Source organism: Candidatus Pelagibacter sp. HIMB123, assembly GCF_052048195.1.
Lineage (GTDB): Bacteria > Pseudomonadota > Alphaproteobacteria > Pelagibacterales > Pelagibacteraceae > Pelagibacter.
Window position 1 is genome coordinate 1 of sequence record NZ_JBNAIL010000002.1, and the last position, 13,169, is coordinate 13,169.

Annotated in this window: 13 protein-coding genes and 1 pseudogene; 3 read left to right on the forward strand and 11 right to left on the reverse strand. The window is 31.1% G+C overall.

The window, feature by feature from the left end:
* Positions 1 to 139 (reverse strand): annotated as a pseudogene (locus ACTTBL_RS00250) (2Fe-2S iron-sulfur cluster-binding protein); the annotation flags it as partial.
* Between the two features lie 193 nt (positions 140 to 332).
* Between ACTTBL_RS00250 and ACTTBL_RS00255 the strand changes: the two are divergent.
* Positions 333 to 728, forward strand: coding sequence for a LexA family protein (locus ACTTBL_RS00255; RefSeq protein ID WP_034390305.1), 396 nt, complete (start codon positions 333 to 335; stop codon positions 726 to 728).
* The gene (locus ACTTBL_RS00260) at positions 706 to 1,983 is read left to right on the forward strand and encodes a Y-family DNA polymerase (protein ID WP_440643097.1); all 1,278 of its coding nucleotides are present in this window, start codon (positions 706 to 708) and stop codon (positions 1,981 to 1,983) included. Before ACTTBL_RS00255 ends, ACTTBL_RS00260 begins: the two co-directional genes overlap by 23 nt.
* On the opposite strand, the gene ACTTBL_RS00265 is transcribed toward ACTTBL_RS00260, so the two are convergent.
* The 5 genes from ACTTBL_RS00265 to ACTTBL_RS00285 are packed head-to-tail and all read right to left on the reverse strand — an operon-like array spanning position 1,980 to position 8,620.
* Entirely contained in the window at positions 1,980 to 3,812 is a 1,833-nt protein-coding gene (locus tag ACTTBL_RS00265) for an FG-GAP repeat domain-containing protein (protein WP_440643098.1), read from the reverse strand. The two genes, ACTTBL_RS00260 and ACTTBL_RS00265, sit on opposite strands and share 4 nt — an antisense overlap.
* 3 nt (positions 3,813 to 3,815) lie before the next feature.
* Positions 3,816 to 4,982 (reverse strand): DUF1501 domain-containing protein, encoded by a 1,167-nt coding sequence (locus tag ACTTBL_RS00270; RefSeq protein ID WP_440643099.1) that lies wholly within the window; start codon positions 4,980 to 4,982, stop codon positions 3,816 to 3,818.
* Complete coding sequence (locus ACTTBL_RS00275; protein WP_440643100.1) at positions 4,979 to 6,424, reverse strand: DUF1800 family protein; 1,446 nt, start codon at positions 6,422 to 6,424, stop codon at positions 4,979 to 4,981. Before ACTTBL_RS00275 ends, ACTTBL_RS00270 begins: the two co-directional genes overlap by 4 nt.
* A gap of 3 nt (positions 6,425 to 6,427) precedes the next feature.
* Positions 6,428 to 7,297: a glycosyltransferase gene (locus ACTTBL_RS00280; RefSeq protein ID WP_440643101.1), complete on the reverse strand. Its 870-nt coding sequence runs from the start codon at positions 7,295 to 7,297 to the stop codon at positions 6,428 to 6,430.
* Positions 7,298 to 8,620 (reverse strand): glycosyltransferase family 39 protein, encoded by a 1,323-nt coding sequence (locus tag ACTTBL_RS00285; protein ID WP_440643102.1) that lies wholly within the window; start codon positions 8,618 to 8,620, stop codon positions 7,298 to 7,300.
* A gap of 78 nt (positions 8,621 to 8,698) precedes the next feature.
* Here ACTTBL_RS00285 and ACTTBL_RS00290 point away from each other — a divergent pair, with 78 nt between their 5' ends.
* Positions 8,699 to 9,214, forward strand: a complete 516-nt coding sequence (locus tag ACTTBL_RS00290) for a TraR/DksA family transcriptional regulator (protein WP_440643103.1) — start codon at positions 8,699 to 8,701, stop codon at positions 9,212 to 9,214.
* Here ACTTBL_RS00290 and ACTTBL_RS00295 read toward each other — a convergent pair whose 3' ends face one another.
* The 5 genes from ACTTBL_RS00295 to ACTTBL_RS00315 all read right to left on the reverse strand — a co-directional run bounded on the left by ACTTBL_RS00295 (position 9,215) and on the right by ACTTBL_RS00315 (position 13,108).
* On the reverse strand, positions 9,215 to 9,841 hold the full coding sequence (locus ACTTBL_RS00295; protein ID WP_440643104.1) for a glutathione S-transferase family protein: 627 nt from the start codon (positions 9,839 to 9,841) through the stop codon (positions 9,215 to 9,217).
* Positions 9,838 to 10,854, reverse strand: coding sequence for an NAD(P)/FAD-dependent oxidoreductase (locus tag ACTTBL_RS00300; RefSeq protein ID WP_440643105.1), 1,017 nt, complete (start codon positions 10,852 to 10,854; stop codon positions 9,838 to 9,840). The genes ACTTBL_RS00295 and ACTTBL_RS00300 overlap by 4 nt, the downstream gene beginning before the upstream one ends.
* Positions 10,855 to 11,175, reverse strand: a complete 321-nt coding sequence (locus tag ACTTBL_RS00305; RefSeq protein WP_440643106.1) for a 2Fe-2S iron-sulfur cluster-binding protein — start codon at positions 11,173 to 11,175, stop codon at positions 10,855 to 10,857.
* 61 nt (positions 11,176 to 11,236) lie between these two features.
* On the reverse strand, positions 11,237 to 12,238 hold the full coding sequence (locus ACTTBL_RS00310; RefSeq protein ID WP_440643107.1) for a fatty acid desaturase: 1,002 nt from the start codon (positions 12,236 to 12,238) through the stop codon (positions 11,237 to 11,239).
* A 102-nt stretch (positions 12,239 to 12,340) separates the two neighbouring features.
* Positions 12,341 to 13,108: a bacteriorhodopsin-like gene (locus ACTTBL_RS00315; RefSeq protein WP_440643108.1), complete on the reverse strand. Its 768-nt coding sequence runs from the start codon at positions 13,106 to 13,108 to the stop codon at positions 12,341 to 12,343.
* Between the last annotated feature and the right edge of the window lie 61 nt (positions 13,109 to 13,169).

Genomic DNA, 13,169 nt, shown 5'->3' on the forward strand with positions numbered 1-13,169 from the left:
TATCAATCGTTTCTTTGTCCATTATAATTTCACCATCCTCTTTTGCTGGAAGCTTATCTAACCATTCTTCTTTGACATAAACATGGCAGGTAGCACACGCCATTCCACCACCACAATCTGCATCAATTCCTGGAATATCGGCTTTAATACAAATCATAATTTTCCTTTATAGATCACTTTAAGACTACTTATTGTAAAACTTATCCACATGTCCACTAAATGTTGTTTTGGATGTTCACGTTTTGATTCACTTTTGATTCAATTACGGACTCAAAATACAACCTCTTGAATGTATTGTATAAATGGTCTATAAAGTAGAACAAAACAAGAACATGAAACTAACAATCCCTTATTATCTACATAAAGCAGGCGCTGGTTTTCCTTCTCCTGCAACCGATTACATCGAAGAAGATATTGATCTGAACATGCATTTAATAAGAAATGTTCCAGCAACTTTCATCATCAGAGTTCAAGGTAAATCCATGGTCGATGTTGGGATTAATGATGGTGACTTATTAGTAGTTGATAAAAGTTTAAAACCAAAAAACTTTTCAACAGTGATTGCAAATGTTCATGACGAGCTTGTGGTTAAAACTTTAGTTCAAGAACGAGATAAAAAATTTTTAACTTCTGGATCTAAAGAGTTTTCTGACAGAATTTTAATTAACGAAGAACAAGATATTTTTATTTGGGGGGTTGTTACTTATGTCATCCATTCAACATACTAAAAAAATAGCATTAATTGATTGTAATTCTTTTTACGTTTCTTGTGAAAGATTATTTAATCCAAAAATAAGAAGAAAACCTGTTGTCGTTTTATCAAATAATGATGGCTGTATCATTTCAAGATCAAATGAAGCAAAAGCTTTGGGTATTAAAATGGGGGAACCTTATTTTAAAGCAAAAGATATTATTCTTAAAAATAAAGTTGAAGTTTTCTCATCTAATTATTCTTTATATGGAGATTTATCTAGAAGAGTAATGCGAACTCTTAAAAGATTTAATTCAGAAATAGAAGTTTACTCCATTGATGAAGCGTTCTTAGATTTATCAAACTTTCCTGATAGTGAAGTAGAAAAAGTTGGGAAAGAAATAAGAGAAACAGTTTTGCAATGGACTGGTATCCCAACAAGTATTGGAATAGCGAATACAAAAACATTAAGTAAAGTTGCAAATCATATTGCAAAGAAAAAACAATCAGGGGTAACAAGCTTAATTGGAATTGAAAACTTAGATCCTATTTTAGAAAAAGTTGAAATTAATGATGTTTGGGGTGTTGGTAGACAACTAACTAAATTTTATCAAAAGCATGGAATTTATAATGCTAAGCAGTTAAAAAATAAATCTAATACCTGGATCAAAAAATCTTCAAATGTTCTAAGTTCAAGAACTGCAATGGAGCTTAGAGGAGTTTCTTGTATAGGTTTAGAGACCACTACTACTAAAAGAAAAAGTTGTGTTGTTTCAAGATCATTTGGAAAAAGAATTGAAACGTTCCAAGAGTTAAAAGAAGCAGTTGCTAACTATTGTTTAAATGCATCTGAAAAGATTAGATCAGAGTCTTTAGTTGCAAAAGCAATTACAGTGTTTGTTAGAACCAGTCCCTTCCAAAGGAATTTTGGTTACTATTCAAATGCAAAGACAGTTGATTTTCCAATTGCAACAAACAATAGTATTGAAACAGTTAAGACAGCAGTTTCAATATTAGAAAGCATATTTAAAAATGGTTACCGTTATCAAAAAGCAGGTGTGATGCTAACAGGACTTTCTAATGCAAGTGATAAAACAAATTTATTTACATCTGAAAAGGATGAAAAAATAAATAGCTTAATGCGATCAATTGATAACACTAATCATCGATATGGAAGATCTACTTTAAGCGTTGCAAGTGCTGGGGTTCATAAAAAATGGAATATGAGAAGACAATATTCCTCTAAAATTGATACAGCAGATTTCTTTTGTTTGCCAACGATTAGAGCCTAATTTATATTCTTATCAAGATTAGTTAAAAGCTCTCTCTTTTGATCATCACTTAACTGAGGAATATTTGCTAAAATCGGTCTTACTTCAAAATTTAAATCTTTGAGCAAAGTATCTATTCCTATTTCTATAATGACAGGTTCAGTAATGTCCCAACCAGCAATATATCCACTTTCTCCCCTGCATTCTTGAAAGCTAGGAATTGAAGTTTCATCTAAACCTCCAAATTTAAACCTATCAACTAAACTGACTCTATTTGCGGGAAAATTAAATTTTGAGTAATATTCTAAACACATACTTATTGGGAATTTAATCCCATCCCATTCAACCAAAATATCGTAATCAATCCAATCATCTCCATGTTTTATATATTTATAAGCTAATAAAGAAGCACCAGATCTTTTTAAAAATATTGGTTCATCAATATTTTTAAATCCATCCAAATTAAAATCTTCTAGTTTTTTTCCTTTTAAAAATTTTTTAAATTTTTTAGATGACTCAGTTGGTTTAGATTTCCCACGAGCAGTCTCAAAATTTTCAAAAAAAGTGCTTGGATCATCTTTATACATTTTATCATCAACGATTTTGATTGGGTTTCCTGTCTCTTTATATTTAATATGTTTAAAATTCATCCCACCCTCATTTTTTAATATTGATCCTGCTTTTAGTTTTAAGCTACCTGGGCGTATTAAAACGATATCAGTTAAATTATCATTATCTAAATCTGAAAATCTTACTTGGTCAACAAAACTATTCCATTCATTTCCTTCATGTTTTGGAACATAGTCTTTTGGTGGATCTACTAAAATATAAAATTTAGAGTTAAATTCATTTTCTCCTAAATTTTCTATAACCTGTACTCCAGTACCAACATATAATTCTCCCGCTCTAGATACTACGATATCTAAGTCACCATCCTTATCCAAATCCCAAAAAGAAACTTCTGGCACTGTTCCCCAATTTCCTTCTGGCACAGGTAGTTTAATTTTCTTTTTAAATTTACCCTTGCCATCATTTAGTGCTATACCTGTTACCGTACCCTCGTATTCATGACCACCATGAACAATATCTAAATCTCCATCATTATCAAAATCACCAAGTTCAATTCCAAATGCATTGATAGAACCACATTTTTTTATTTTCATTTTACCGGTGCCATCATTATGCAAACACCGCAAAACTCTTTTTAAATCTGTTAAAACAATATCTATATCTCCATCATTATCGATATCACCTACAGCTCCACCATGATCAAAAATTTTAAACTTCTTTTTTGATAAATGAGTTGATGAACTTTCTAACCAAGTTCCATTTTTTTGACTTAAAAAATAACTATCTCTAAAGCCATCATGATTTCCACCTCCAATTCCATGATCTGCTAAATAAAAATCTAATATTCCATCATTGTTAAAATCAGCTATCAGTTGCTGACGAGATAAACTATGTCCAGAAGGTTCTCTTTTATCAATAATAAGTTTTGAATTATCAATGAAAGACCCATCCTTTTGACCCAAATAAAGTGTCGGTCCTGGCATGTCCCCTTCACATTTTTTACCACCACATGCACCAGATGTATCTTTACCACTTGTTTTAAGGTTGATTGGACGCATTGTCCCTGAATATAAAAAATCTTTTATTCCATCATTATTAAAGTCGTGGTAGCTCCATCTGTGACCAAAATAATATCTTTGCTTTGTTATCCCAGGTCTAGACTGTCCAAAAACAGTCATACCTTCATAGTTTTCAATAAAAATTCCTGCTTGAGGTTTATCTTTGGCAAAAACATTATTTGCGAATGCAAATAAAAATAGAATACCTAAAATTTTTTTCATGATCTAAGCTTTAAAAAGCTTATCAGATAAGTTTTGCAGCTTATCTCCAAAGAAAACTTCTTTTTCAATTTTTTTGAAGTCCAAATCAAATACCGTAGACATGGCAGAAGCATATACAGATCTTGCATCAATCGTTGCATTTAAATCTCTTCCTTGATAAAGCTCTTTTCTTTTTAATCCTGGCCAATCAGAGTAAACTTGGCTTTTCTTTAATAAACCACCAGCCATAAATAGAGCGGTACCATATCCATGTTCTGTGCCATTTCCTCCATTTTGAGCGATTGTTCTTCCAAACTCTGTGACTGTTAATATCAAAGTATCTTTATAAGCTTCTTTTAAATAAACCTTAAGATTTTCAATTATCTCATCCATTTCAAGTAGACATTTGGTGTGAGTACCGTTAATTCCACCTTGAGCAGCATGAGTATCAAATCCATTTACTTCAAATACTGCAACTCTTGGACCATCGGATTTTTTTAAATACTCAGCAGCTTTCATTGCTAAGTTGCCATTTTTTCTTTTTCCGTAACTCGACGTCATACCCATCATTTGTTCATTTTTACGCTTTTTAATAAAGTTCATCATATCGAGTAATTCTTCTTCTGAACTATCGGCATAAACGGATTTTAAAAGATCAATCGTTTCTTCTCTTGGAAGTCTTCCATCAGCTGGAAAATAATTGTCATTTTTAGGAACACCTCTTAACAATAATGGCATCGGCAAAGATAAAGCTAAACCCTCTCCTTTATGGTTAGCTATTTTCATTGCTCTTCCAAGCCAACCTGTTTTTTCTTGGTAAGGAACTCTTCCTCCTGACTCCATTAAATTTTGACCTTCAAAATGTGATCGAGCTGTGTATGGAATGCTAGTTGCATGAACAACAGCACCAGTGTTTTCTTTCCAACATTTATGGAAGGCATTTAACTTTGGATGAAGAGCAAAATCTGTGTCTAATTTAATAGGATTATCAATTAAAATTTTTTTTCTTCTTTTTAGTAGATTTTTGTCTCCAATTACAGGAACAGCTGTAATCCCATCCATTCCTCCTCTTAACATTATAACTACTAAGTTTTTCTTTTTGGAAGTTGAAGCTAAAACTGGGAAATTAAATCCAGCTAAAAACAAAGAAGTTGCAGTTCCTTTTAAAAAATCTCTTCTTGATATCTTCATGCCTTTAATACCTCCGGTAAGTTAAATAATAATATATGTTTTTCCTCGTTAGTCTTTGCTTTTGATACAATTTTTAGAATTTTATCTGGATTATCAAAGTTATTACGAATTATTTTTTCATGAATATTGTCATCTAACATATCTTGTGTGTTGAATTTATGGAAAGCAGTTTTAGCAAACATTATTCTTCTTATAATTAATTCTGTTGAAAGCCAGTCTTTTTCAAGATCTGAAAATCCATTAGGTTGTTTTTGTCTATAAGGATGACAACCTAAATCTTCTAAAAACCAACCTTGCCAGCTAATGTCTCCAAAAGGTTTAATTCCTAGTGGCAGACTATCAATTTCCTTCTCTTTAGTTGGATATGAGTAAGTTGATCCTGACATATTTATCGTTGTAAGCCACCAGTTTTCTGGATTTTGAAATTTTCGATATTTATCATTGTATTCAAAAGCAACTTTAATTGCAGCTTTATGAACTTCTGGTAAAAATCCATCCGATTGTTCCCACGCTTTTATAACTGGCGCAATCATTTGAGGCGTTGGCTCATCTGTAATTAAATATCTACAAAGCTTTGTTGCGATAAACTCTCTACAAGAAGGATGGTTAACTAAATCCTTGATAGCTAGTTTTATAGCTTTTCTTCCTCTTTTGTATTCTTTTCCTAAAACTATTTTTTTACCAGGTTCGTGCCTTTCTGGATCAAATCTTACATCACTTCCATTATCTTTTGATTTGCTCCACTTAGGTCGCCATCCAGTCATAATTTTTGCTAATTCTATGACATCTTCTTGCGTATAACCTGCTTTTGGAGAAATAGTGTGAAGCTCCATTAATTCTCTTGCGTGATTTTCATTAAGTGTTGCCGGTCTCTTTTCTCTTCTTCTCCATTCTTGCTTTGCACTTTCTGACTTAGGGCCCACATTTTCTTTATTATCAAGATGCATAATCATTGGCCAAGCTAGAGTTGCTTCGGTTGCCATAGTTTCAAAATTTTTATCCATATTGGCTCTAATAAAATCTCTCTGATAAGCTCCAGTAGAATATGAGCCTAATGTTTGTGTGTCGCTTATCGTAAAATGATTTCCCCAAAAATACCAAAGCTTAGCTAAAACTGGATGGTCGCTTCTTATACCTTCTGCGTGTCTGATGCACAGTTCGTTAGCGGGCCAAAGTTTTTTTCCAGTATCAGCCTCTAATTTACGTTCAGCTCTCCTAAAACCTTCTGGATCATTTTTATATTTTTTTCTTAATGTGGTATTTTCTTCAACCCTTTGTGTTATCCAATACTTTCTCATTTCTTTTTCAGAATAGATATGTTTCCCCTTCCAATTAAATTCCGGAATTGACTCGACCTGTTTTTGAGCCCAAATTAATGGATCGGAAGGAGCTTTTTCATCAGGCTTTAAGCCAAATGCAACTTTTCTAAAAAAGTTTTTCATAATTTATTTTATTTTATCAATATCATGAATATTTGTTAAGGAATTATTAAATTCTTCAATATTTTCTCTTAACGCTAAACTAGAAATTGAATAAATCATTACAAGTAACAAAACTAATGGCAATGAAGTTATTACTGAAGCGTAGCTTTTGATAAGCAATATATAAAATATAATAAACAAAGCTGATCGAATTAAAACAGTTTTTCTAAAAACACTAATTATTGAAAGTGAGTGTTTTAATAAATTAAAAAAACTCATTTGAGATGGACCAAAATATCTTTTGCCTCTGATTGAGGGTGTTATTATTAAATCTTTCTCTGTTTTTTTCAAAGAAGCAGAAAAACTATTCCAGGTAGCCTTTTCCTCAAGCAGTTTTTTTACAGTTGATTTAGATAGACAAGTAAAGTTCCCAAATTTAATTGATTGTCCGGTAAATGCTAAAGTTAGAAACTTATGAAATTGATAACATAATTGAAAAAATAATCCTTCAGATCTCTTAATTCTTTCACCAACAATTGACTTTTCGCCTGATCGTTCTGAAAGTTGAATAAAATTTTTAATTTCCTCAGGTCTATCTTCTCCGTCACCATCCATTGGAATAACAAAATCGAAATCTTTTTTTTCTAAGATATATTTTAAACCAGATGCAATGCATCTTGCATGACCTCTGTTCTCTTTCATATTAACTATCTCAATTGAATTGATATTCTCAATATTTGGATAGGTATCAACTATCTGTTGAGAAGAAGCATCGTTTATAACAACTATTGATATTTCATGATTTAAATCATTTATTTCATGGTTAATATTTTCAATAAGTAATTTTAAAGACTCTCTGTCGTTATAAATTGGAATTAAAATTACGTATTTCATCTATCTTGAACCTACACAAACATTATCAAGACACATATAATCTTTCAATTGATCAAGCTTTTCTCTTTCAACAAAGCCTTCCCAAACTGGTCTAGATTTTAAATGATAAGATAGGTTTCCAGCATTCCATTCGTCACCTAAAACTACATTAATTGCTGAATTAAATTGTTGGTCCCATGCATATTGAGTTTTTACTGCAATTTCTTTACCTGGATAATCAGTTCTCTTGTCATCTTTTGAAATCGAAACATAAGCGTAAAGCACAGGTGGTAAAAAGAAAAAGAAAACAAATCCAATCACAAATGCTTTTAGTTTTTTTAAATTAATTTGTGCTTGGAATAAATAAACAAACAGTGTACCAAAAAATAAATAAAAAGGTGTCATCCACATAGTTCTAATTTTTGATCCAGTAATTAATGATGTTAAAAACATTAAAACAATTGGTAGAATATTAATTGCTAATAAAAATAGTAATTTTTTATCTTTAAAATTAAAATTGAACTTAATTTTTTTTACCAATAACCAAATCAAAATAAAAAATGGAATCAATATTCCCATTTGTTTTAACAAAAAGATTAATGGAAATTTAATGTGATCCAACAAAATGGATTGTTCTAATCCAGTTCTGGCCAATCCGTATGTAATTGTAATAAAATCATTGTTGTATAACCATATAAAATGTGGGACTAAAACAACTAAAAAAACTTCAATACTAATAAGATATTTAAAATCAAATTTTTTCTCCTTTTTGAAGAATATTAAATAAATAAATAAAAGATCAATAGAAACTAATAAATAAATAAATAGATATTTTGATAGAAAGCCAAAAGCAGCAAATAGACCTACTAAAAAACAATCTAAAAACTTAATTTCCTTGCCACTATATATTTTCCAGGAATAATAAACTGTTAAAGACCAGAAAGGTAATTGACATACATTTACATTAAATTCAGGTGTGGTGAAATTATAAAAATAAATTGCTTCAATTAATAATACAGAAATTAAACCTAATAATTTAATGTTAAATATTTCACTTGAAAATTTAAAAACATAATAAAAAGAAATAATTACAAAGATTTGACTTAGTAAATAATAAGCCCAATCTTGTGATCCAAAAATTTGATAAAAAACTTCTGGAAAAAAAGCACTCATTGGTGGATGTTTATTAAATCCCCAATCTAGATTACTTCCCCAAGCTAAAGCTTCGATTGTATCCAGGGGTAAATTGTGATTTGTAATTGATGGAATCAGAGACCAAAAAATTAGATGAGCTGTAACAAAAATATAAAAAACATTATTGATATTTTTGTTATTAACGGTCATTTATAAATATTTATATCAATTAAGCTTGCTTGACACCCCTAATTTGCTGAATATACTGCGAGCGATTAAAATTAAGCTATGCCAAAGACTGCTAAAGCAAAGAAAAAAGTATCAAAACCAAAAACTAAAGTTGTAACTAAGTCAAAACCAACTACAGCTAAAGTTGCGCCCAAAGGTCCTGTAAAAATTTCAAAAACTTATGTTCCAAAAGATACTGAAAAATATATGTGTGAAAAACATAAAGTATATTTCAGAATAAGACTAACTGAATGGAAAAAAGAATTAATTAAAGCTAATAACGAGGCTCTTTATAATGGTGGTATGGATGATAATAATATTTCTGCTGATATTGTTGATCAAGCAAACTCCTATATTGATAGCAATGTAGAAATGAAAGCAATTAACAGACAGATTAAATTAATCTCAGAAATTGATAAAGCATTAAGAAGAATTAGAGAAGATACTTATGGATACTGTCTGGATACAGCAGAGCCAATTGGATTAAAAAGGTTAATGGCAAGACCTGTTGCTAAATATACTATTGCTGCACAAGAAAAGCATGAAAAAGAAGAAAAAGTTCATGCAGATGATTAATTAAATTTTTGGAATTTTTGCCTCTTTATCCATAAAAGCATATCCTTTAACTACAGCCTCACGTTCAGATATTTCTTGGTACCATCTAGATAAATTCTGATAATTTTTCAAACCAATATCATGCCATTCATGTCTCGCCATCCATGGCCATGTTGCAATATCAGCAATTGTGTATTCAGGACCTGCAAGAAATTTAGATTGTTTTAATCTTGTATCTAATTCTCCATAAATTCTCTTAGTAATTTTAAAATATCTTTCTTCCCCAAATTCACTTTTGCCAGGATTGTAGTGATGAAACTGATGATGTTGACCAATCATTGGACCTACGGTTCCCATTTGAGCCATTAACCATTGATTAATAACCAGTCTATCCTTTTCATTATAAAATTTTCCACTTTTGTCACCTAGGTACATCAAGATTGCACCAGACTCGAAGATGCTTTTATTGTTCTCATGATCAATGATGACAGGAATTTTTCCAAATGGACTAATTTTTAAATATTCTGGTTTAAATTGTTCATCTTTACCTAAATCAACTTTGGTTACTTTGTACTCATAACCAATTTCTTCAAGCATAATACTTATTTTCCATCCATTAGGAGTGTTGGCAGAAAAAAGCTCTATCATTTTTTAATTCCAAGTCTTTCTTGTGCAGCTTTAGAAGTTGTTGTGAATTCAAATCTTAATTTTTCATCAGGTTTAGCATATTTAAAACAGCCTCTTGCTGCTAAAGCACCCTCATGGAAACCTGAAAGAATTAATTTTAATTTTCCTGGATAAGAACAAATATCACCAATTGCAAAAATTCCGTTTACATTGGTTTCAAAATTTTCAGTATTAACTTCAACAGTTTTTTTATTTATATTTAAACCCCAATCTAAAATTGGCCCAAGCTGCATGATTAAACCAAAGAAACCTAATACATAATCAGATTTAATTTCTTTAATTTCACCTTCATCATGTTTTATTTTAACAGTTTCAATTTGTTTGTCTCCAGTTACTGAGTCCATTTGATATTTCGTAAATAAATTTAATTTTCCTTGATCATTAAGATCTTTTACTTTTTGAACACTAGACTCTGCTCCACTAAAACCATCTCTTCTATGTATTAAATTTACTTTAGATGTATTTGATAATTCAATTGCCCAATCTAAAGCTGAATCCCCTCCACCAAAAATTGAAATAGATTTATCTTTAAATATTGATTTATCTTTAATTGAGTAAAATAAAGAACTACCTTCAAATTTTTCGCACTCCTTCACTGGAAACTTCCTTGGCTCAAAAGAACCAACACCTCCAGCTATTACAATTGCTGCAACATCAAACTCTACTCCACCTGACGTTTTAACATGCCATCTACTTTCAGTTTTTTTAAGTTGTTCTACTCTTTCGTTTAAATGAAATTTGACATTGAAAGGTTTAATTTGTTTTAAAAGATTATTAGTTAGTTCTTCACCAGTACACTCTGGCACAGCTGGAATATCATAAATTGGTTTATCAGGATAAAGCTCGATACATTGACCACCTGCTTTATCAAGATTGTCTACTATCTCACAGCTCAATCCTATAATTCCAAGTTGATGAGCGCAAAATAATCCTGTTGGCCCTGCTCCAATAATTAATACATCTATTTTATTCATCTAACCTTGCTTTGACGGAATGTTTACTTCTAGTCCATCTAACTCATCTGAGACAATTAACTGACAACTCAACCTGCTATTATTTTTTGGTTCAAAAGCCATATCAAGCATATCTTCTTCACCATCCTCTTTTGCTGGAAGCTTATCTAACCATTCTTCTTTGACATAAACATGGCAGGTAGCACACGCCATTCCACCTCCACAATCTGCATCAATTCCTGGAATATCATTTTGAACAGCACCTTCCATTACAGTCAAACCGTTTTGAACATCAATCGTGTGGGTTTTGTTATTGTGAGTGTGATAAGTAATTTTTGCCATGCGTTATATATAGTTTCTTATCTAAATAGGACAAGTAAGTAAAATCATACTTAGTATATTTTTAAATATTTTGAGGTTCGGGTAGTTCTTTTTTTATAAAATAGCTTGTATCTTCTTTTTGTTTCATAAGTGCTGGAATAATTTCTTTATAAGCATCTATTAATCCATCATTTGGTTTTGGTAACTGATCTTTAATATGATGATGTAATCTATCTAAATTATATGATGGAACTGTTGGGAACATGTGATGAGTTAAATGATATTCCATTTTCCAATATAAAAAACTCAGTATGGGATTTAAATACATTTCACGTGATGTAACTCTATGATCTTTGACGTTTCTTGCTAAACCAGCATGTTGAGTGAATGCAACAATTTTATGTAAAGTTTTTCCGTAAAATTGTGGTAACACAAAAAATAATAAAGGCATCCAAGAAGAAACTAATATAGACCACAAAATAATTGATAGCCAAATAGCAACATAAATTCTTGAAATAAAAATTGCTTTTGCTTGTGCATTCTCAGGAATACTATCTTGCATAACTTTTGTTTTAATTCCTAAAGCATGTTGAATAATTTCAAATGAAATATGTTTTTTAAAAAACACTAAATCTAAAAATGGAATTATATTTATAATTAATCTCTTTGGGGTTTCTTTTAAATCATTGCCATATTCAATTTCATGATCAAAAGGATTTTCTGTTGAATAAGTATTTCCATGATGAACAAAATGTGTGTATCGCCATCTTGTTGGTTCAAAGTTAGCCATGTAAGAGGAGATGTAATAAAAAAGTTCGTTTAAAAATTTTGATTGAAACGCAGTTTTATGACCCGTCTCATGCCATAATGGATTAGAAAAAGAATAAATATTCCCATAAACTAAAAACCAAAATACTGACCACCATGTACCCCAAGTTTGATAAGCTAGAATTCCAGTTATCAATAATAGTCCGAAAAAAACTGAAACGTGTTGTAGTCCTTTTAAATCAGATTTCTTAGAAAGTTCTTTAAGTACTTCTTTATCAACTTGGCATTTGTGCCATTTTTCTAATTTAACATCCATAGCAAAAAATTATGTATAGTTATTATATATAATTTTATTAAAGGTAAAAAAAAAGGGCAAGTACAAAAATGTACCTGCCCTTAATTTAAATTTTAAGTAAAACTACTTAGCTCTACCAGGTTGTTGCATAGCTGCTGCCCAAATGATCAGACCGAAAGCGATCTTGTTCAAGAAGTCAGCTGCGTTGTAAATCACGTTTAGTGAGTTAGCATCTACACCACCTGTTAGGTAACCAAAAATGTAACCTAATGGGTAAATCGCCCAACCTACTGTAACGATCATTCTCATTGCACCAAAAGCAGTTACAAGTGCTTTGTTACCACTTTTCGCTGCTCTCTTACCTGCTTCACCAGAGAATACTTCATACAAGATGTATACCCAACCAGCCATACCGATTATGAAACCAAGTGTAGCGTTGATGTATCCAGCTTCTCCTAAGTATCCACCTACTAGCATTACTAATGTACCAATCATTAGTCTCCAGAAAATTCCAGAGTCTGATTTGTTTACTGCTGCTAGAACAAAATAGAATTCTAACATCAATAATGGCACTGTAATTAACCAGTCAATATATCTGTAAACTGTTGGTGACTCACCAGTCATGATCCATACTTCTCTCATGTAAATGTAGTGTACGAATGCAATACCAGTTACTAGACCAGCAACAGTCATTGAAACTCTCCATCCAGCTGGAACCGAACTTCTTTCTAAGAAAAAGAATACAGTAGCAGCTAAACAAGCCATTGAAACTAGCCAGAATGAAATTCCAACAAAGTCATCAGAGGCTAAAAGCACAGTTTCTGCGTTTGCTGCACCAGTTACGCCCATAAGAGCAACAACTGTAAGAGCAAACAATTTAAGTTTTTTCATAAAAAACTCCCTCTTCGTTAGTTTTTATTTTTTAGTTTATATAAACTAGACTTGAGTTACC

What these genes read in the sequence shown, in the direction of transcription:
- ACTTBL_RS00255 (WP_034390305.1), top strand. Translation starts at nt 333, where the DNA reads ATGAAACTAACAATCCCTTATTATCTACATAAAGCAGGCGCTGGTTTT.
- ACTTBL_RS00260 (WP_440643097.1), top strand. Translation starts at nt 706, where the DNA reads ATGTCATCCATTCAACATACTAAAAAAATAGCATTAATTGATTGTAAT.
- ACTTBL_RS00265 (WP_440643098.1), bottom strand. Translation starts at nt 3,812, where the DNA reads ATGAAAAAAATTTTAGGTATTCTATTTTTATTTGCATTCGCAAATAAT.
- ACTTBL_RS00270 (WP_440643099.1), bottom strand. Translation starts at nt 4,982, where the DNA reads ATGAAGATATCAAGAAGAGATTTTTTAAAAGGAACTGCAACTTCTTTG.
- ACTTBL_RS00275 (WP_440643100.1), bottom strand. Translation starts at nt 6,424, where the DNA reads ATGAAAAACTTTTTTAGAAAAGTTGCATTTGGCTTAAAGCCTGATGAA.
- ACTTBL_RS00280 (WP_440643101.1), bottom strand. Translation starts at nt 7,297, where the DNA reads ATGAAATACGTAATTTTAATTCCAATTTATAACGACAGAGAGTCTTTA.
- ACTTBL_RS00285 (WP_440643102.1), bottom strand. Translation starts at nt 8,620, where the DNA reads ATGACCGTTAATAACAAAAATATCAATAATGTTTTTTATATTTTTGTT.
- ACTTBL_RS00290 (WP_440643103.1), top strand. Translation starts at nt 8,699, where the DNA reads ATGCCAAAGACTGCTAAAGCAAAGAAAAAAGTATCAAAACCAAAAACT.
- ACTTBL_RS00295 (WP_440643104.1), bottom strand. Translation starts at nt 9,841, where the DNA reads ATGATAGAGCTTTTTTCTGCCAACACTCCTAATGGATGGAAAATAAGT.
- ACTTBL_RS00300 (WP_440643105.1), bottom strand. Translation starts at nt 10,854, where the DNA reads ATGAATAAAATAGATGTATTAATTATTGGAGCAGGGCCAACAGGATTA.
- ACTTBL_RS00305 (WP_440643106.1), bottom strand. Translation starts at nt 11,175, where the DNA reads ATGGCAAAAATTACTTATCACACTCACAATAACAAAACCCACACGATT.
- ACTTBL_RS00310 (WP_440643107.1), bottom strand. Translation starts at nt 12,238, where the DNA reads ATGGATGTTAAATTAGAAAAATGGCACAAATGCCAAGTTGATAAAGAA.
- ACTTBL_RS00315 (WP_440643108.1), bottom strand. Translation starts at nt 13,108, where the DNA reads ATGAAAAAACTTAAATTGTTTGCTCTTACAGTTGTTGCTCTTATGGGC.